Origin of the sequence: Bernardetia sp. MNP-M8, from assembly GCF_037126285.1 — a bacterium.
Taxonomy (GTDB): Bacteria; Bacteroidota; Bacteroidia; order Cytophagales; family Bernardetiaceae; genus Bernardetia.
Map to the genome: position 1 here is coordinate 1,511,443 of NZ_CP147012.1, position 18,096 is coordinate 1,529,538.

The window sequence follows — 18,096 nt, forward strand, 5'->3', positions numbered from 1 at the left end:
AGATAAAAGAGATTTGAAAATCGTAATCTATCTACAATTTTTATGAAAATCTTCCATTTTCTGTTCTAAAATTTGATATAATTTTCTAAGATGCTTTACTTCTGAATCTTTCACATTATGGTTTTCTTTAAAAGATTGAATGTACTCTTCATTTTGAATATTATCATCATCTAACCTAAGATACATATCAGAAAAGAACAAACCAGTCGAAGTAATCAAGACTCCACAATCTCCTAAAGATGCTTGTACTATATCGTATTCTTGCAGAATTTGACACAATAACTCATAATCTCTTTTAGGTTTTTTATCAAATTTGGATGCTGATTTATGGTTTAATAAACTTCTATAAGCTGCAATTCTTATTACTGGACTAGGATAATTTAAAACTTTTTTTGCTTCTAATTGTGTCATGTTTTTTGAAAGCCAATCTATATTTTCATAAATAACTCCATACATATCGTAAGGATATTTTTCTCCATAAAAGAAAGAACGCTTGTCAGTATCTGTTATCTTTTTTTGCACTTCTTCACTAATTCCATCGAAACTAAAAAGCCAAGTTTGGCGAAAAGAAGACAAACAAAATATTGAAATTGCAAAAAATAGAATAATCAATCCCTGCACAAATAAAACAGGAAGATTTGGAAAAACATAGAATCTGTTGCGCTTCATTGTAATAGATTGAAATTAAAGTGTTTTCTATCTTTATCAACCTGTTTTTTAATGGAAAGTAACATTATTATTTTCTCTTAAAACTACAAAAGTTCCACCTCTTATAGAAATGGAACTTTTGTTTTTATTTGTAGCGTATGCTTTAGCGTGCGAAAATGTACCCTGACCTTTAGGTTAGGAAAAAATAAACAGATAGTTTTTTTGCCGAAAGCTAAAGCATTCGGTACAGGCATTCACACGCTAAAGCGTATGCTACATTAGTTTAATTGATGCACACGCATAGCCAATTTAACAGTCGTTTCTTCAGTTTCTAATTCTACTGAATTATCAACTGAATCTAAAACTTCCATTTCTAAAGCCTGCGTTTCATCACAAATATATTTTTTGAAGTTGGATAAAGCACCGTTCAATAGGTCGCTTCCTTTCTCAACTTGCAATAAAATTTTGTCTTGAACATCCAAACCTTCGTCTTTTCGTAGGTTTTGAATACGGTTTACTAAATCTCTAGCAACTCCTTCTTGACGCAATTCGTCAGTAAGGTTTACATCTAAAGCTACCGTAATTCCGTTTTCACTCATTACTACCCAACCTGCAATATCTTCTGTTCCGATTTCTACATCGTCTGGAGTAAGTGGAATTACTTCGCCATCAAGATTTAAAGTAAACACGCCTGTTTGTTCTAAAGTAGCAATGTCTGCTTGTGTCATCTTCTTGACTAAACCAGCAATTTTTGGCATTGCTTTTCCATATTGTCCACCTAATTTTTTGAAATTCGGCTTGATTGTTTTAGTAAGTTTATCAGAATCTGGAGCTAAAAATTCTAATTCTTTTACATTTACTTCTGACAAAATCAGTTCTTGTACAGCTTTAATATGTTTTTGTGTAATTTCATCTACAACAGCAACCATCACTTTTTGTAACGGCTGACGAACTCTCATTTGATTTTTCTTTCTCAAGGCATGAACCATTGAGGAAATTTGTTGAGCCAATTCCATTTGAGTTTCTAAATCTTTGTTGATTAATTTAGAATCAGAAATAGGAAATTCTGCCAAATGAACCGAAGTTATAGTATCTTTTTCGTCTGCTTTTTTCAAGTTACGATATACAAAATCAGAGTAAAAAGGTGCAATCGGAGAAGCAAGAAGTGCAATTGTTTCCAAACATGTATGAAGCGTTTGATAAGCTGCAATTTTATCTTCTACCAATTCAGCTTTCCAAAAACGTTTTCTATTCAGACGAACGTACCAGTTTGAAAGGTCGCTAGTAACAAATTTTGACATCGCACGAGCTGCTTTTGTTGGCTCATATTCTGCAAAAGCTGCATCTACTTCGGCTATCAAAGAATGAAGTTTTGAGATAACCCAACGGTCACTTTCTGGACGTTTTGAGATTGGAATAAGATTCTTTTCATCAAAATCAAAATCATCTAAATTAGCATACAACGAAAAGAACGAATAGGTATTTTGAAGTGTATTAAAGAATTTACGCTGAACCTCTGTAATTCCGTCTTTGCTAAACTTCAAACTATCCCAAGGATTCGAATTTTCAATCAAATACCAACGAGTTGGGTCTGCACCAAAATCAGCTAATGTTTCAAATGGATCAACTACATTTCCTTTAGATTTAGACATTTTATTGCCTTTTTCATCCAAAACAAGTCCATTTGAAATTACATTTTTATACGCTACCGAATCAAAAAGCATTGTCGAAATGGCATGTAAAGTAAAGAACCAACCACGAGTTTGATCAACACCTTCTGCAATAAAATCAGCAGGATATGATTTGTTAAATATCTCTTCTTGTTCAAATGGATAATGCCATTGTGCATAAGGCATAGCACCCGAATCAAACCAAACATCAATCAAATCAGCTTCTCTTACTAACTTTGTTTTGCCTTTTATAAGTGTAATATCATCTACATACGGACGGTGCAAATCAGCTTGATTTGCCATAAATTTCTCTAAGAAACCACGATTTTTCTTTACTTCTTCTATTGTAAGTACTTTCGAATTGTTTGCCTCTTGTATTTCTGCCATAAGATCTTTGATAGAACCAATACAAGTTTCTTCTGTTCCGTCTTCACTTCTCCAAATTGGAAGAGGTGTTCCCCAATAACGAGAGCGAGACAAGTTCCAATCGACTAAGTTTTCAAGCCAGTTTCCAAAACGCCCTTCGCCTGTACTTGCAGGTTTCCAGTTTATCGTTTTGTTTAGCTCTACCATTCTTTCTTTATAATCCGTCGTCTTGATAAACCAAGAATCTAATGGATAATATAAAATAGGTTTATCTGTACGCCAACAATGTGGATAATTATGTTCGTATTTTTCAGTTTTGAAAGCACGATTTGCATTTTTGAGCTTGACAGCGATACGCAAATCAACTGATTCATAGCCCTCGGCACTTGTTACCTCATCAGGTTCGTATTCTGCTTTTACAGCCTCTCCAGCAAAATCAGTAACTTCTTTTACAAAACGTCCTCTTTTGTCCACAAGTGGCATCGGATTTCCATTTTCATCAGCTACCAAAATAGCAGGAATATTAGCCAATTTGGCAACACGAGCATCATCAGCACCAAAAGTAGGTGAGATATGAACGATTCCTGTTCCGTCTTCTGTGCTTACAAAATCTCCTAAAATTACTCTAAAAGCAGTTCCGTTTGTTTCGTCTGGTTTTACATACGGCATAAGCTGTTCGTACTCCAAACCTTCCAAACGTTCACCTTTACATTGTTCGATGATGGTATAAGGATGTTTTCCTGCGTGCTTTTCTTCATCAAAAATGGCGTGATCGACGTATTTTTTATCATCAAAAACACTTTTCAATAATGCTTTTGCTACATAAACATTGATTGGCTGTTTTGTATACTGATTGTGCGTTTCAACTTTTACGTATTCTATATTTTTTCCAACTGCCAAAGCAGAGTTTGAAGGGAGCGTCCAAGGTGTTGTTGTCCAAGCCAAAAGAAAATCATTTGAAGTTCCTTTTACTTTAAATTGCGCTATCATAGACAAATCTTTCACTTCACGATAACAACCTGGTTGATTGATTTCGTGTGAAGAAAGTCCTGTGCCAGCAGCAGGAGAATAGGGCTGAATGCTATATCCTTTATATAAAAGTCCTTTTTCGTGGAATTGCTTCAATAAATACCAAAGCGTTTCCATATAATTTTTATCGAAAGTAATATACGGATTACCCAAATCTACCCAGTAACCCATTTTTGTCGTAATATCGTCCCAAAGTTCTTTGTAACGCATTACAGCTTCTCTACATTTTTGATTATAATCTTCAATTGAAATACTTTTACCTATATCTTCTTTTGTAATTCCTAATTCTTTTTCTACTTGTAATTCAATAGGCAAACCGTGCGTATCCCACCCTCCTTTACGCTTTACTTGAAAGCCTTTCAAAGTTTGGTAACGACAAAAAATATCCTTAATAGTACGAGCCATAACGTGATGAATCCCTGGTTTTCCGTTGGCAGAAGGAGGACCTTCATAGAACGTAAAAGTAGGTTTGCCCTCTCTATTTTGGACAGAAGCCTCAAAAATCTTGTTCTCTTTCCAAAAATGGAGAACATCTTTAGCTACGCCTGCGTAACTTATATTTTTTGGTTCGGTATATTTCATTTTATATATATTATTCTAAGACCTTTTCAAGTCTTTTGATGGCTATTCAATTTCAATCAATCCACAAAGGTAAGAAATTGTAAATTAAAAAGATAACGTGGTAGGAAGGGAATTTTATTATCTTGTAATTATAACTAAAATAACAAGTAATATGAAAAAGATTGCGATACTATATTTTATTGTATTTACACTGATTTGTTGTACCTCTAAAAGAAATAATGTAGAAGTTATAAAAGAAGTTCAAATTGATTCTTTGCTGTTGTTGGTATCCCCACCACTGACAATATTCCCCATATCCAATACTTTAATAATATCATTTCTTTACTCTTATAAAATGACTAAAATAAATAGAATTTTACTCTAAAATAGTTGGCAATCAATAAAAAAGGTGGCTCTTCCGACTTTTTAGTGAAACATTGTGTGTTCAGTTCCTCAGAAGCGTTTCGTTCGTTTTTGAGAACGGTGTAACCCTCAGCGAAGCTAAAACGAACGCACACCCTTTTAAACCTTACCACAACTTGTATTAAGATAGTTCAGACTTCTAGTCTGAACATCAAAAACAGTATTTTATCAAATTCAACAGTCTGGAAGACTGTTATACAAAAATAAACGTGATAATCTTTATTGTAATTCTATTTTATCAAACAATTTCTAGCTACATTACCTTTTTGATATGAAGTCAGTTCAAAAATTTCTCACTTATAAAAACAGAAACTATGAAAGCCATTTGGAACGGTCAAGTCATTGCAGAAAGCGATAATACAGTACAAATAGAAGGAAATCATTATTTTCCTGCTGATTCTGTAAAAAAAGAATTTTTAAAAGAAAGCGACCATAAAAGTATGTGTCCTTGGAAAGGCACAGCTTCTTATTATTCGTTAGATGTAAATGGAGAAGAAAACAAAAATGCCGTTTGGTATTATCCAACTCCAAAAGATGCAGCTAAAGAAATTGGTGGCAGAATGGCATTTTGGAAAGGTGTGGAAGTAGTGAAATAAATGCTAGTTCAATTATTAGAATAATAAAAAATGGCATTCAGTTGCCATTTTTTATTCGATTTCTATCATCAAAACTACAACAGGTTTCCAGTCATTCTTAGGTTTATTTTCTTTATCATAATTTCCCCATTGACTATTTGCAATGTAGTAAAACTTATTTCCTATCAAAAAACCATTAGTAGGTTCACCAAAATAGATATTTTGCTGTTCCAAAATCTTTCCTGTTTTTGCTTTCTGATTTTGCATATCTAACTCAAAACTTGAAACTCTCATAGGAGAAGTTCCATTTTGAACCGTAATGAGTGTATTTTGATAGAGATAAAGTCCGTCTGTTGTCTTGAATGAAAAACCTTTTGGAGCTTCTAGTGCATTTATTTTTCCAGTCTGAATATTAATCTGATAAATAGTGGAAGAATAATCAGCTACAAAAGCCCATTTTCCATCCTCTGAAAAAGCAATTCCTTGCAATGAACGCCATTTCGGATTTGTCCATTTTTCTTCTAGTTTTTGAGTTTGTTCATTCCAAACATAAATAATTGGATTTTGGCTATCAGTACAATATATTGTCCCATCTTTTGCTTGCTTAATTTCTCCCAAAACGTGGTCTAAAGAATCTGAAAGTTCATAGTCAACTATTTTTTTATTGGTCTTTGTATCAATGCAAAAAATGGCTGCTTTACCTTTATTTTCTTCTTTATAAAGTGATGAGTTTTCTAATTCGCTCATTACTCCCCAAAGTTTTTGAGTAGCTTCTTCATAAAAAAGATTCATAACAGGCATTTTCATTTCCATATACGAAGTATCTTTTCCATCCCAGAAACCAATAGCAGGTTTATTGATACAAGCAAAAGCAATTTTATTTTCTCCTAGAGATGTAAGTCCTTCAATATGTCTTGCAGGAAGTAAAAAGGCTTGTGTGCTAATTTGCACTTTCTCATTTTGAGTATTCCAAAGTTTTTGAAGTCTCTTGAGTTGTGATTTTTTGAGGGAACTGATTAGTTCTTCATTCTCTAAAACAGAAGGTTCTGCATAAATGAGAGCTAATTTTTGTAGTGTTTTTTCTGTTTGTTTTGAATCTTTATTTAATGAATAAGATAAAGACAAATAACGCAAAACAGTTGGATGATTGGGACGAATCGTATCCAAAATTTTGGCATAATAGAGCATCGAATCATATTTTTTTTGGTCATACGAAGATTGTAAACCTTCAAAATAATCATTCAATGTTTTTTGACTAAATGCAGAAGTTGATACAAACAGTAAAGAAAGAAAAAAGCTAAAGACAAAAAATTTCTTGGAAGTAAAGTTGAATTTCATAAAGAGAGATTTCAAAAATAGTATCGTAAATTAAAGAGTAGAAAAATAGAAAATTTAATCTATTTTTTTATAAAACAACTCTATTTTATACGATAACTTAACTTTTTAAAATTTACTTTCAATTCTATCTACATATTCTTTACTGTTTGTACAGAATACTATTATTTTACAGCGACAGTATTTTCTTCATATTTAGAAGGACATTTAAGCAAAATATCACTTACTACAAACTGTTCATTTTGCTCATGTATTTCATACTTTCCAATCACGACAACTTTTTCAGAGCGTTTGAAATCTGTCATGGAAGGAGGTGGCGTACTTGTAATGACACGTTGTTTGTTGCCTTTCTCATCGACGAGCTGAAAAGCCATAAAGTTAGCATCTGTCATAGGGTTATATTCAATCCCTATTACTTCGCCACTTGCATCTCTAGGAAGCTCACCTACAACATGAATTTTATTGTCATCCCCATCTTTAGCAATTGTAAGAGCTTTATCAAAATCTACATATTGACTAGCATTTTCGCTAGAACTGACAAAAATTCCGATGCCAACAGCTATAATAACGAGTACAATTATATGTGAAATTTTCATAGTTTTATGAATTTTGGTTGAGTTTGTTTACTTTATTTTAACGAAAAATAATCTTAAAGCGTTGTTTTATACCTTTTCTTTTGAAGCTCTTTCAGAATATACTAAATCCTCTAATTTTTTGAGTTTGGATTCTGTAACCACTAAAAAGACTACAATTCCTGCAAAAATAGTAGTTAAAACAACAACAACAACATAAATTTTGCCATCTGCTCTGAATGTATCAGCCATCGAAACTTCTGTGTTTTCGTAATCTCGCTGTGTCACAGGAATTTTTCCGTTTTTATTAACTTCAGTAGTTTGTTCTGTATTGGTATCCTCCTGAGCAATAGCCATCAAAGGCGAAAAAGCAAAAGAGAAAAGAAGCAAAAGTAGATATATATTTTTCATTGATTTTTTATTTATGTGGTAATTTTTTGTTGTTGGTGTCGCTGCGCTAAAACACCAACAACGGCTATGGTATTTTAAATTCACAGACTAGAAAGTCTATTATAAAGTTAATCAAAAAGTGTTTTGTATTCAATTCTTCTCATTCTGACACGAAGCTGTGCCACCCAAACTCCCAAAAGCGTCCAACCAATAATGGCAATATAAAAGACTTTTTTGAGGTCGTTATCATAATCATAAGCACTAAAAGCAGGGTTTCCTTCTGCCCCAGGGTGTAGAGAGTTTACCATTCTAGGCAAAATATAGATAAGAGGGATATAGGTAGCAAAAGCAAAAATATTGAAAACAGCACTTATTCTGCCTCGTTTTTCATCATCTGGCAATGCACTACGCAAAAGCAAGTAACCGAAATAAATCAAAAGAGCAATAGCAGAAGCATTTTGTTTTGGATCTCCACTCCAAAAATTTCCCCATGTAAATTTTGCCCACCACATTCCTGTCAGGATTCCCAAAATACCAAAAGCAATTCCAGAATTTGCGAGTTCTACTGCCCAGTCGTCGTGTCTTGGATTGGAAGTTTTGAGGTACATTATCGAATAAATAACGGAAGCAAGTAACATCAGAACCATTCCAAACCACATTGGAACATGGAAAAATAGATTTCTAATGGTTTCGTTAAGAATGTTTAGTCTAGGAACTTCAACTAAAAGTCCTCCAATAATTGTATAGAAAAGGATAATTACACAAGCAATTTTCCACCAGTGTTTTTTGAGTAAATTCATTTTATTCTTTAGCCTCCCTTTAGGGTGTGAAGTATTCTGTAACACACTCTTATTGAGAGTGCGAAAATAATATTCTGCAAAATTACAACTCAAAACACCAAAGAACAAAAATAGGATAGAAAAGAAAGGCTAAAAGTTTATAAAATTATGAATGCAGAACTTACCTTAAAAGATAAAATACATTTTCGAAAACTAAAGAGTACACTCTATTGCATAAAAAAGCCGTTGCAGATCATTCCGATACTGCAACGGTAGAATTTTAGTTTTGTCAGAAAGCCCCCTCCCTGAAAATAACTAAATGAAAATCTTTTCTTATAAAACTTGTTTAATAAAGTTCCATAAAACTCCTTAACTTGATATTCTAAAAATACTACTATTTTTCAACAAAAGCAACTCATTATTAAAAAAACTTGATTTTTTTGCAATAATTTTTTATATATTATCTATAAAGCTGACTATCAGCTATTTTACTAATAAGATAAATTTGTATAATAAACAGTTATTTGCACTATTTTGTCATAAAATTAAGGTATTTATAATAAAAAAGTTTTTTATGTTACCCTTTCATCAATTTTATATGAACATCAATTATTATTTTTGGATGCAAATTTGCAAAAGTTTTCTAAAAGTAATTATAGGAAGTAAAACAAAAAATAAAGCCTTGCGTTACACTTTAAAATCCCTTAAGTATGGTAAAATGGTTTTTAGTATTTGCTCTTTGAAAAATTGAAAATAACTATTTTATTTAGTAAAATAGAAAAACTGAAATTAGCTTGAAAAATTCCCTCAACTAACTTGTTTAGAGTGAATAACTTATTACCTTTGCAGCCTTATTGAAAAAAATCAGCCTCAGGAAAAATCTAATAATAATTAAGATTAAAAAAATTGTAAGCTGATTAAAAATTTTAAATTATTACAAAAAAAATACAAATATAAGCCTATGTATTGGACACTAGAACTTGCATCTTATTTAGAAGATGCTCCTTGGCCAGCCACTAAAGACGAATTAATCGATTATGGGACACGTACAGGTGCGCCTATGGAAGTAGTGGAAAATCTGCAAGACTTAGAAGATGATGGCGAGCCTTACGAGAATATCGAAGAAATTTGGCCTGATTATCCAACTAAAGATGACTTCTTTTTTAATGAAGACGAATATTAGTAAATAATTACGAATTAAAAATTACGAATTACGATTGTAACACTCTGACTATCAAGCAAATAAGAGTAACAATATATGTAATTTATGTTCTTACTCGTTAAATTGAACGAATAATCTAACTTTATAAACTCCATTTTGCTTACTTTTGTATCAAAATGGAGTTTTTTTATTTTTAATTAACCGTCAACGAGGTTAAAACCGTCGTTGAGGATTATGTTCCAATTATGACGACCCTACAAAACGATTTACTTTTAAGAACAGCAAGAGGAGAAAAAACAGAACGTGCCCCTGTCTGGACAATGCGCCAAGCTGGCAGAATCTTGCCTGAATATAGAGAGCTAAGAGCAAAATTAAGTGGTTTTATTGAACTTGTTACTACGCCACATTTAGCAGCCGAAGTAACCATTCAGCCTGTAGATAGATTGGGAGTAGATGCAGCCATTATTTTTTCGGATATTTTGGTTATTCCTGAAGCTATGGGTTTGCCTTACGAAATGGTAGAAAAAGTAGGTCCTCGCTTTCCTCAAACTATCAAGACAGAAAGTGATGTCAAAAAAATGACCACAGATGGCATTGAAGAAAAATTGAGTTATGTAACAGAAGCTATTTCTATTACAAAAAAAGAATTGAATGGACGTGTTCCTTTGATTGGTTTTGCTGGTGCACCGTTTACACTTTTTTGTTATATGATAGAAGGCAAAGGCTCAAAAACTTTTTCAAAACCTCGTGGATTACTTTATGAAAATCCAAAATTAGCACATCAATTACTACAAAAAATAACAGATTCTACAATCATTTATCTAAAAGCTCAAATAAGAGCAGGTGCAGATATTGTACAAGTTTTTGACTCTTGGGCTGGCGTTTTGGGATTGGAACAGTACAGAGAATTTAGTTTGAAATACATTGAGCAAATTGTAGAAGCGATTGATGAAGTGCCTACAATTGTTTTTGGTAAAGACCAACATGCAGCAAGAGCTGATTTTGGAAAACTTCCTTGTAATGTTGTAGGAATGGATTGGACAATGTCGATTGAAGAATCAAGAAAATTGATAGGAAATGACAAGGTTTTGCAAGGAAACCTTGACCCTTGTGTTTTGTACGGCTCGTATGAAACGATAGAAGCAGAAACAAAGAAAATGCTTACTTCTTTTGGAAAAGGAAAATACATTGCCAATCTAGGACACGGAGTTTATCCAGATTTAGATTTTAATAAAGTCAAGCATTTTATTGATACTGTTAAGGCTTGGAAATACTAGGAATTCGATAATGAGTAACTATAAGACTTATATCCATTCTCTTATGTAAATTAACTTAAAGGATTTGAAATTTTTATATTTCGAATCCTTTTTTTATACAAACTAAATCAAGTTTTATACCTTTGTACTTTTAGAAGATATTCAAATAAAATAATATTCTCAAATACCATAACTATTTATTGAAATGAAATCACTATTTTTATTTAAAATGCTAATTGCACTCTCCTTTTTATTTATAAGTTGTAATGATGAATTAAAAGATACTATTATAGAAAATCAACTTGACATAAATATAGATGGAACTGAATATCAATCAATAAATGAAGATATTGGAGGAAATGAAAACTGTGATAAGCTATATATTACGGCTTTTTATTCGGATAAAGATAAAATAGATTTCAGAATTAGATTTGAGATTTCTAAAGAAGGAAATCTACTGAATGTTTGGTATGCAGAACCTAAGAATAATCTATTTAAGACATTCATCACTCCAAACTTTAACCCATTATCGACATTTAGTATTTCAAATTTTTATTATGATTTTACTACTGGAGAAGTCAGATTTGATTTTGATGGAACTCTTTATCATGAATATGATAGTGATAATTCAATGGCTATTTTTGGTAAAATTAAAATTAAATCCCTAAAAAGTATTGAATGTTCAACTTATAAAAAGGGATTGTCTTATACTTCTAATCAACTCAATTTATTTAGCTTTTACACTTCTGCCACAAAGTATGAAGACAAAACTCAAATACATCGTTTTTTGTCTAATAATGGATTCAGAATTTATTTACATCTATCAAAGGATTTATGGCTTTATCCTTTAGGAGAAATTAATTTTGATGAAAATGCCCAAATAGATAAAGTAGAGTTTAAAGAAATAATTGGAATTGTGGTAACTGATCAAGTCGGACTGGTTAAGGAAACACAATGGAAAAACTTCGAAACAAGTGGTGCAATAATAATTGAAGCCAAATATACAGAGAAAGGCAAAAAAATGATACGTGGAAAAATTAATCTTTTAGTTAAAGATAATGGACAAGTAATTTATAATCTGAATGGAATTGATTTTAAAACAAACAGTTTTGAATAAGAAAAAAGGATTTAAAGTTTTGATGCTTTAAATCCTTTTTTAAGTCTCTTTTTTTGTAGGAAATAAACACTATATTATTTTGTGAAATTTGCGAATAAAATGAATGAAAAATTCAAATATCGTCATAATAACCTCTCCCTTATTAATGGGATTTTATTTTTCTTTACAGGTATTATTTATGCTTGGTCAAAAAGTTTGTATGATTGGCAACCCTATGTATGGTGGTTAGGAAGTATAGGTTGGTCATATAAATACTTTTCATATCATGAATACTTCTTATTAATTGATGATGAAAAAATAAGTATCAACCGTGGATTGTGGAAAGATAAAAAAATAGTAGTAAATGATATTGAAAGAGTTGAGATTCAAAAGAGATATTTTCTCCTTAAATTAAAAAATGGAAAAACTCAAAAATTGTACAAACTGTCTTTTGAGAAAGATGCTATTTCAAAACTTGAATCTATTTTAAACTCATTTAATTAAGATATAGCAACACTATTTTGATGCTGTTTTTCAATATCTTAATTTAGATTTTAATAAAGTCAAGCATTTTATTGATACTGTTAAGGCTTGGAAATATTAGGAAATACATGATTCAAAAAGCAAAAAGGCTTTCCATTTTATATAATGGGAAGTCTTTTTTGATTTTTATTCATACTCATACAACAAAAATTTACCTTGTTTACCCAAAGTTTGTCCTTTCTTAATTTTCACACTTGTTACAGAAATACATTTATAATATCTACCCATTAATTTCTCTGCTTTTAGTTTTATACATACTTCCTGCTTATTATCAATCAGTTCTTTGTATTTGAATTTTGTAAACTGTTGATATTGAGAGTTTTCCATGTAAATAGTTACTACTTCACCATCTTTTTTTCTAAGAAAAATATATGGACTATTCTTTAATTTTCTATTTATTATAACAGATAATAACGTGTCTTTTGCAATGGTTGAATCAGGTAAAGATGCATAATGCAGTTCAAATTTTTTAACTACACTATCTGGTAAATTATACAAACTTCTAAGCCCAAAAATTTGATAATGTAAATTACCAGTTAATTCTTCACTTTTCATATTTACTTTACAAGAAACTAAAGCAAGTACGGAGAAAATAATGAAAAGACATAATTTGTATTTAGTCATTTTGAAAGAGATAAAATAAAAATTAGCTCAAAAAAACCTACAAAAAATAAATTTCATAGGTTTAAAAAATTTTTAAATCACATCACGCTTATTTTTCACTAAGTCATACATCAATTCTCTTGCTCGGTGTAATTGTGCTTTTACAGTTCCTAGAGGCGCATCTAGTTCGGTTGCTATTTCATCATACGAAAGTTCGTCAAAGTAGCGTAGTTCTACCAATTTTTTATATTTTGGAGGAAGCTGATCGACAAAATTTCTAATAATTTCTATTTTTTGTGTTCGGATTGCTTCTTCTTGTGGTGTTAGATTTTGGTCTGGAACATCCATCTGAATCTGTTCACCTGAATCATTTTTATAAGGCGTATGTAAACTTAGGGTTTCTAATTTTTTCTTGCGAATAAAATCGATACAGTTATTGGTTGCAATACGGAAAAGCCACGTACTAAATGTATATTCTTTCTTAAATTTCTTTAGACTTTTAAATGCTTTTGTAAATGCTTCGACTGTCAAATCTTCAGCATCGTCAGTATTTTTTACCATTTTGAGAAGCATAAAATACACCGAATTTTTATAACGATTCATCAGTTCAGCGTATGCTTGTTGGTCGCCTTTTACTGCCAAATCAATTAAATCAAAATCTTTTAGAGCTTTGTCTGAAAATTCTTTATCATCAGCATTAGACAAAGGATTTTTATTTACTTTTTCTTCTGAATTTTCGGAGTTTTTTTTATTATCTTTCATCAATAGAGGTGTAATAAATACTTTTTTTGTAATAAGTTATTAATATTTTTCTTTATACTAAATAACTTCTGTGTTATTTGCTACGTTGTTGTTGGTGTTTTCACAAACGACATATAGCTATTTTTAATCCATAAATCAAAACTAGGTAAGAAATGGTCATTTTGACACATTTTTTCAGGATTTACTTTGTTAGAGTCGTTTCTGTACTATTTCCATCTTTTAGGAGGAAAAAAAACTGCCCCTATTCCCACCACGAAATAATAAAAAATAAATACGAATTCAAAACCCAAAAATGCAGTAAAAAAATCTTTAAATAAGTATTTGTAAAAATTTTTATACGTAAAACGGCTTGAAACGTAATTATTTTGTATTTGGTTATAGAATATACGCAAAATAGCAAAAAAAAGCAATTGACGAATCAATTCAAAACCTAAAACTTCATAAAAGCCATTTATAAAAAACCCTATAATAGCGATATACCAAAAAAAGATACTCAAAGGATAAATACTAGAAATAACTTTCTGACGAAAAGAATATTTTGTTCCAACAGACAAATGTCGCCGTTTTTGATGTAACCATTCTCTAAAACCTTGAGGTGCTTTACTCTCTGTTTGTCCATCCAAACAAATGCCTACATTTTTATAAAATCGTTTTTCTGAAAAAATTAAATCATCATCTCCTCCTAATTGAGAAGCTATTTTTTCAAAACCTATCGTGTTACTTGTCTTTGTTGGGGACACCCAAAACGGCTGGATATTTTCTTCTACTGACGACAAAAAAATACTTTTTTTATAAGCCAAATTTCTTCCCACTCCCATATAAGCCATCCCAAAATTAGCAAAAGATATATATTGAAGTGCTGTTAGTAAGGTCTCGTTTTGTATAAACCAATTTAAAAAATTACTCCTTTCTTTTTTATACAATGAAATTCCCACAACTGTATTTATTTCTTTATCAGAAAATGAATTTGCCATCTTTTCTATCCAAAACCTATCTTTTGGCAAGCAGTCTGCATCTGTCAGTAAAATAATTTCATTTTTAGCTGCTTGTATTCCTATATGTAAAGCATATTTTTTTCCATTCCAATTTTGAGGTTTTTCGTTGATAGAAATAAAATGAAAGTTTTTAGCAGGATTATTTTTTTTGAATTCTTCCAAAATCTCTAAAGAATTATCGTCTGAACGGTCATTTACTACAATAACTTCAAAATCTGAATAGCTTTGATTAAAAATAGAAATAAGTAGTTTTTCTAAATTATGTGCTTCATTTCTTGCTGCCATGACAACAGAAATAGTTTTTTTAGAAGATTTATTTTTGATTTTTCTAGTAAAGAGTAACTTAAAAATTACGACAAAAAAGCTACCTTGTAGGACAAGACTAATTACTAGAAAACCAAAAAAAATATAAATTTGATTCACGCTTTTTTATTCTCACAATGATTTTTTTTTTACTTCTGACTTTACTCTTATCTGCTTGTTCTCCTACACAAAAACCAGTTAAGCAAGACAAAACAGATTTAGATTCTATTCAAACTGAAATTATCAAAACAAAGATAGTAGAAACAGAGCCAAAAGAAGAACCTTTAAGGTATTGGTATATTTATTCAAATGGAAATCATAAACAACCTTCTGATTCTCTAGGTTGGTATAGGTCAGATTATGAAAAGTCATTAGCTCTCTACAATGATGTTGATAATCTTTCAAAAACTGTACACAACATAGGACTTCACGTTTCTATTTTTAAATTGGAAAATGAAAAGTTTGCTTTTGTAATTGATTCTACGACAAAAATATATAAATTTATTGAAGGAAATTATAAACAAATTATTTCTACTAATTCAGCTTTTGCTTTTGGAACAAATGTAAAAATTGAGCAAAAAAGATTGAATCTAGATAAGTTTAAAGATGTTTTAGTAGAAATTCCTAGTGGTGGAATGGGTGGTTCTGAGTTTTTATTTCTTTTCTATAACCCTACAACCAAATCGTTTGATTACGATTATGAAACAGAACTTAGAAACATAGAATTTGATATAAAAAAGCAAAAAGTCGTTAGCCATTATCAGTGGTCTAAAGCAACATTTGTTTTAGAGAATAATAAATCAAACCTATTATTTAAGATTTAGTAGTGCCAAAGAAGAGTTTATTGACAAAGAACAAGTTACCAAATACGACAAAGAAGGAAGAATAGTAAGTATTGATACAGTAAAAATCGAATAAAAGAATAGAATCGTAATTCCTAATTCGTAATTCGTAATTGATTTTTAACCTTCTTAAAATATGACCAACTTGTTTCATTCGGCTGCGAATATTCTGTGGGAGCATGCTCAAAAATAGGCTGCTTTGCTCTTACATAATCTTTTATATCTTGTGGCAATCCTTCAAAACCTTCCAAAATTTTATAACCTCTACATTGATACACTAAATATCCTTTTCTATCACCCATGTTCATAAAAGGAAGCCATTGTCCGATGCGTGTCCATGAAATAGTGGCAGGCATATCTGTTATCATTGGATTTTCTAAATCACTTTTTCGCACAAAAAACTGGAATAGTTCTGCACCTTGATACAAATCACTTTGTACATTTTGAGGAAATTCTTTTCTTGTAATAAGTGATGGATAAGTCAGAAAAATATCAGCATAAAAACAAACTATATCCTGTCCTAACTCACTATAAGGAATACCATAAACTGTACTTTCATCACGATTTTGCTCATAATTTTCTTTAATATCATACGGAAAACGTTGATTTACAGGATTGTTCCAAACGTGAATTACTTCTAAAGAATCTTTATTTACTTTTGAATTTTCATCTAAAAAAGGATTTTTCATTTTTTCTATTATCTCTCCTGTGCGCTTGTCTGTATATAAGGCTACTTCTCTAGTCAATAATTGTCTTGAAGAATCTGTTTTTAACCATCTTGACATACTAAAACCTTTCATTCCCATTATCTTTTTACTTCGTTCTCCATCAATGAAAGAATAAATATTACCTTCCCAATAATAAGTGCTTTCTTTTGCTGAATTTCCATTTTCTAAGCCTTCCACTGAACTTCTAATTTTCATAAAAGCATCAAAATTTTGTTTGTCATCTTCTAAATCAATTTCTTTATTTGGGTCAGAATCTAAAATTATTTCATTATCTAATTTATCTTTCAGACTATTTTTTATTCTATCAGATTCGCTATTCTGACTTATTTCGCTTTTCTTTGTTTGACAACCACACAAAATCAAACTCAGACTAAAAGTGATTATTCTTATCCACAACAAAAGGTTAGGGTATATTTGCTTAAACATATATTTAGTTTTCTTTATTTACAAAAAATGTAGTAGTAATTATAGATTCTATTCCCAATTGATTTTCTGTAAAGCTAAACAAATTAGTAAGTTTTAGATTATAATTTTAGAATTTTTTTTACAAAAAAATAGTACACTATGGAAATTATTGGAAGAGTAGAATCAGTAGGTTTGACAGACTTAGAAGTACCTTTGATAGATGCTAAAACTGATACTGGAGCTTATACTTCTTCGTTACATTGTCATAATATTAGAGTGATAGAGGAAGATGGAAAACAATTATTGTGTTTTTCTATTCTAGACCCAACTCATGAAGATTATCAAGAAAGAGAGTATCGTTTGGAGGAGTTTTCTCAAGCAAAAGTACGTAGCTCAAACGGAGTAGCTCAAACTCGTTATAAAATTAATACTCGTGTACGTATTGGACGAAGTGATTATAGAACCTATTTTACACTCACAAACAGAAAAAGTATGCGTTACCCCATCCTACTTGGTAGAAAACTGTTAAGTAAACGTTTTTTGGTAGATTGCTCACAAACCTACTTATTACCTATGCCTAAAAAAAAGAAGTAAAACAGAGTTGATAAAATATTATCGTAGTCTTTTTTGACTAAAACCACAAAAGGCTCATTCTACAAGTAGAATAAGCCTTTTGATTGGTGTGTGTGTTGTGTTATTTGTGTGTAAGGTCAAAAAGTGTTTCGATTCCAAACAAATGAAAACTAAAAACAGAGTCTCATTAAAACCTTTATGTTGTTTGAAAACAGTTTTCAGTAAATATATTTGTGTGTATTGATATATTTCTGGGTGTGTAAAACTATTCTCTGTGTTTTATTCCAATTTTGTGACAGAAAAATTGTATCTTGCTAAGTCTTTGTAAGTTATCTCATTTTATTATGAGTGACTAATTACTACTTTTGCTTTCTACAAGTGTGTTTTTCTTCTAGCACATAACAAATTTACGGCAAGTCTAGTAGTAAAAATTATACGAAACTCTCTATTTTTTGAATCAATCCTTCAAAGTGTTCAAAA

17 protein-coding genes are annotated in these 18,096 nt (G+C 30.8%); 7 read left to right on the top strand and 10 right to left on the bottom strand.

The features are described from left to right. Positions 1–27: 27 nt before the first annotated feature. Together V9L04_RS06290 and ileS are read right to left on the bottom strand one after the other, a co-directional pair. A complete protein-coding gene (locus tag V9L04_RS06290) occupies positions 28–669 on the bottom strand; it encodes a hypothetical protein (protein WP_338793233.1) in 642 nt (213 codons plus the stop codon). 257 nt (positions 670–926) lie between these two features. Further along, positions 927–4,295 carry an isoleucine--tRNA ligase gene (gene ileS, locus V9L04_RS06295; RefSeq protein ID WP_338793234.1) on the bottom strand — a complete coding sequence of 1,123 codons (3,369 nt, stop codon included), beginning with the start codon at positions 4,293–4,295 and terminating at the stop codon, positions 927–929. 716 nt (positions 4,296–5,011) lie between these two features. On the opposite strand from ileS, the gene V9L04_RS06300 reads away from it, so the two are divergent. Further along, a complete protein-coding gene (locus tag V9L04_RS06300; RefSeq protein WP_338793235.1) occupies positions 5,012–5,293 on the top strand; it encodes a DUF427 domain-containing protein in 282 nt (93 codons plus the stop codon). Between the two features lie 51 nt (positions 5,294–5,344). Here the strand turns inward: V9L04_RS06300 and V9L04_RS06305 are convergent, their stop codons facing one another. From V9L04_RS06305 to ccsA, 4 genes are all read right to left on the bottom strand, one after another. Then, positions 5,345–6,610: a hypothetical protein gene (locus V9L04_RS06305; protein WP_338793236.1), complete on the bottom strand. Its 1,266-nt coding sequence runs from the start codon at positions 6,608–6,610 to the stop codon at positions 5,345–5,347. Between the two features lie 161 nt (positions 6,611–6,771). Further along, the gene (locus V9L04_RS06310; RefSeq protein WP_338793237.1) at positions 6,772–7,203 is read right to left on the bottom strand and encodes a cytochrome c maturation protein CcmE; all 432 of its coding nucleotides are present in this window, start codon (positions 7,201–7,203) and stop codon (positions 6,772–6,774) included. A 66-nt stretch (positions 7,204–7,269) separates the two neighbouring features. Beyond that, positions 7,270–7,590, bottom strand: a complete 321-nt coding sequence (locus V9L04_RS06315; RefSeq protein ID WP_338793238.1) for a CcmD family protein — start codon at positions 7,588–7,590, stop codon at positions 7,270–7,272. A gap of 107 nt (positions 7,591–7,697) precedes the next feature. Continuing rightward, positions 7,698–8,369: a cytochrome c biogenesis protein CcsA gene (gene ccsA, locus V9L04_RS06320; RefSeq protein ID WP_338793239.1), complete on the bottom strand. Its 672-nt coding sequence runs from the start codon at positions 8,367–8,369 to the stop codon at positions 7,698–7,700. Between the two features lie 940 nt (positions 8,370–9,309). Here ccsA and V9L04_RS06325 point away from each other — a divergent pair. The 4 genes from V9L04_RS06325 (at position 9,310) to V9L04_RS06340 (ending at position 12,366) form a co-directional block, all read left to right on the top strand. Then, on the top strand, positions 9,310–9,531 hold the full coding sequence (locus V9L04_RS06325) for a DUF2795 domain-containing protein (RefSeq protein ID WP_014797151.1): 222 nt from the start codon (positions 9,310–9,312) through the stop codon (positions 9,529–9,531). 224 nt (positions 9,532–9,755) lie between these two features. Next, on the top strand, positions 9,756–10,787 hold the full coding sequence (hemE, locus tag V9L04_RS06330; RefSeq protein WP_338793240.1) for a uroporphyrinogen decarboxylase: 1,032 nt from the start codon (positions 9,756–9,758) through the stop codon (positions 10,785–10,787). A 184-nt stretch (positions 10,788–10,971) separates the two neighbouring features. Next, positions 10,972–11,883, top strand: coding sequence for a hypothetical protein (locus tag V9L04_RS06335; RefSeq protein WP_338793241.1), 912 nt, complete (start codon positions 10,972–10,974; stop codon positions 11,881–11,883). A gap of 99 nt (positions 11,884–11,982) precedes the next feature. After that, positions 11,983–12,366: a hypothetical protein gene (locus V9L04_RS06340; RefSeq protein WP_338793242.1), complete on the top strand. Its 384-nt coding sequence runs from the start codon at positions 11,983–11,985 to the stop codon at positions 12,364–12,366. Positions 12,367–12,531: 165 nt separating this feature from the next. Here the strand turns inward: V9L04_RS06340 and V9L04_RS06345 are convergent, their stop codons facing one another. The 3 genes from V9L04_RS06345 to V9L04_RS06355 form a co-directional block, all read right to left on the bottom strand. Further along, positions 12,532–12,960: a hypothetical protein gene (locus V9L04_RS06345; RefSeq protein WP_338793243.1), complete on the bottom strand. Its 429-nt coding sequence runs from the start codon at positions 12,958–12,960 to the stop codon at positions 12,532–12,534. Positions 12,961–13,101: 141 nt separating this feature from the next. Next, a complete protein-coding gene (locus tag V9L04_RS06350) occupies positions 13,102–13,770 on the bottom strand; it encodes a sigma-70 family RNA polymerase sigma factor (protein WP_338793244.1) in 669 nt (222 codons plus the stop codon). Between the two features lie 206 nt (positions 13,771–13,976). Next, entirely contained in the window at positions 13,977–15,050 is a 1,074-nt protein-coding gene (locus tag V9L04_RS06355) for a glycosyltransferase (protein ID WP_338793245.1), read from the bottom strand. 155 nt (positions 15,051–15,205) lie between these two features. Between V9L04_RS06355 and V9L04_RS06360 the strand changes: the two genes are divergently transcribed. Further along, positions 15,206–15,892: a hypothetical protein gene (locus tag V9L04_RS06360; protein WP_338793246.1), complete on the top strand. Its 687-nt coding sequence runs from the start codon at positions 15,206–15,208 to the stop codon at positions 15,890–15,892. Between the two features lie 113 nt (positions 15,893–16,005). On the opposite strand, the gene V9L04_RS06365 is transcribed toward V9L04_RS06360, so the two are convergent. After that, entirely contained in the window at positions 16,006–17,064 is a 1,059-nt protein-coding gene (locus V9L04_RS06365; protein WP_338793247.1) for a DUF1838 domain-containing protein, read from the bottom strand. Positions 17,065–17,202: 138 nt separating this feature from the next. Between V9L04_RS06365 and V9L04_RS06370 the strand changes: the two genes are divergently transcribed. Beyond that, complete coding sequence (locus V9L04_RS06370) at positions 17,203–17,637, top strand: RimK/LysX family protein (RefSeq protein WP_338793248.1); 435 nt, start codon at positions 17,203–17,205, stop codon at positions 17,635–17,637. Positions 17,638–18,096: the final 459 nt, after the last annotated feature.

Bases quoted from the DNA above. Each gene is read 5' to 3' on its own strand.
- V9L04_RS06290 (WP_338793233.1), bottom strand. From the start codon at position 669: ATGAAGCGCAACAGATTCTATGTTTTTCCAAATCTTCCTGTTTTATTT.
- ileS (WP_338793234.1), bottom strand. From the start codon at position 4,295: ATGAAATATACCGAACCAAAAAATATAAGTTACGCAGGCGTAGCTAAA.
- V9L04_RS06300 (WP_338793235.1), top strand. From the start codon at position 5,012: ATGAAAGCCATTTGGAACGGTCAAGTCATTGCAGAAAGCGATAATACA.
- V9L04_RS06305 (WP_338793236.1), bottom strand. From the start codon at position 6,610: ATGAAATTCAACTTTACTTCCAAGAAATTTTTTGTCTTTAGCTTTTTT.
- V9L04_RS06310 (WP_338793237.1), bottom strand. From the start codon at position 7,203: ATGAAAATTTCACATATAATTGTACTCGTTATTATAGCTGTTGGCATC.
- V9L04_RS06315 (WP_338793238.1), bottom strand. From the start codon at position 7,590: ATGAAAAATATATATCTACTTTTGCTTCTTTTCTCTTTTGCTTTTTCG.
- ccsA (WP_338793239.1), bottom strand. From the start codon at position 8,369: ATGAATTTACTCAAAAAACACTGGTGGAAAATTGCTTGTGTAATTATC.
- V9L04_RS06325 (WP_014797151.1), top strand. From the start codon at position 9,310: ATGTATTGGACACTAGAACTTGCATCTTATTTAGAAGATGCTCCTTGG.
- hemE (WP_338793240.1), top strand. From the start codon at position 9,756: ATGACGACCCTACAAAACGATTTACTTTTAAGAACAGCAAGAGGAGAA.
- V9L04_RS06335 (WP_338793241.1), top strand. From the start codon at position 10,972: ATGAAATCACTATTTTTATTTAAAATGCTAATTGCACTCTCCTTTTTA.
- V9L04_RS06340 (WP_338793242.1), top strand. From the start codon at position 11,983: ATGAATGAAAAATTCAAATATCGTCATAATAACCTCTCCCTTATTAAT.
- V9L04_RS06345 (WP_338793243.1), bottom strand. From the start codon at position 12,960: ATGAAAAGTGAAGAATTAACTGGTAATTTACATTATCAAATTTTTGGG.
- V9L04_RS06350 (WP_338793244.1), bottom strand. From the start codon at position 13,770: ATGAAAGATAATAAAAAAAACTCCGAAAATTCAGAAGAAAAAGTAAAT.
- V9L04_RS06355 (WP_338793245.1), bottom strand. From the start codon at position 15,050: ATGGCAGCAAGAAATGAAGCACATAATTTAGAAAAACTACTTATTTCT.
- V9L04_RS06360 (WP_338793246.1), top strand. From the start codon at position 15,206: ATGATTTTTTTTTTACTTCTGACTTTACTCTTATCTGCTTGTTCTCCT.
- V9L04_RS06365 (WP_338793247.1), bottom strand. From the start codon at position 17,064: ATGTTTAAGCAAATATACCCTAACCTTTTGTTGTGGATAAGAATAATC.
- V9L04_RS06370 (WP_338793248.1), top strand. From the start codon at position 17,203: ATGGAAATTATTGGAAGAGTAGAATCAGTAGGTTTGACAGACTTAGAA.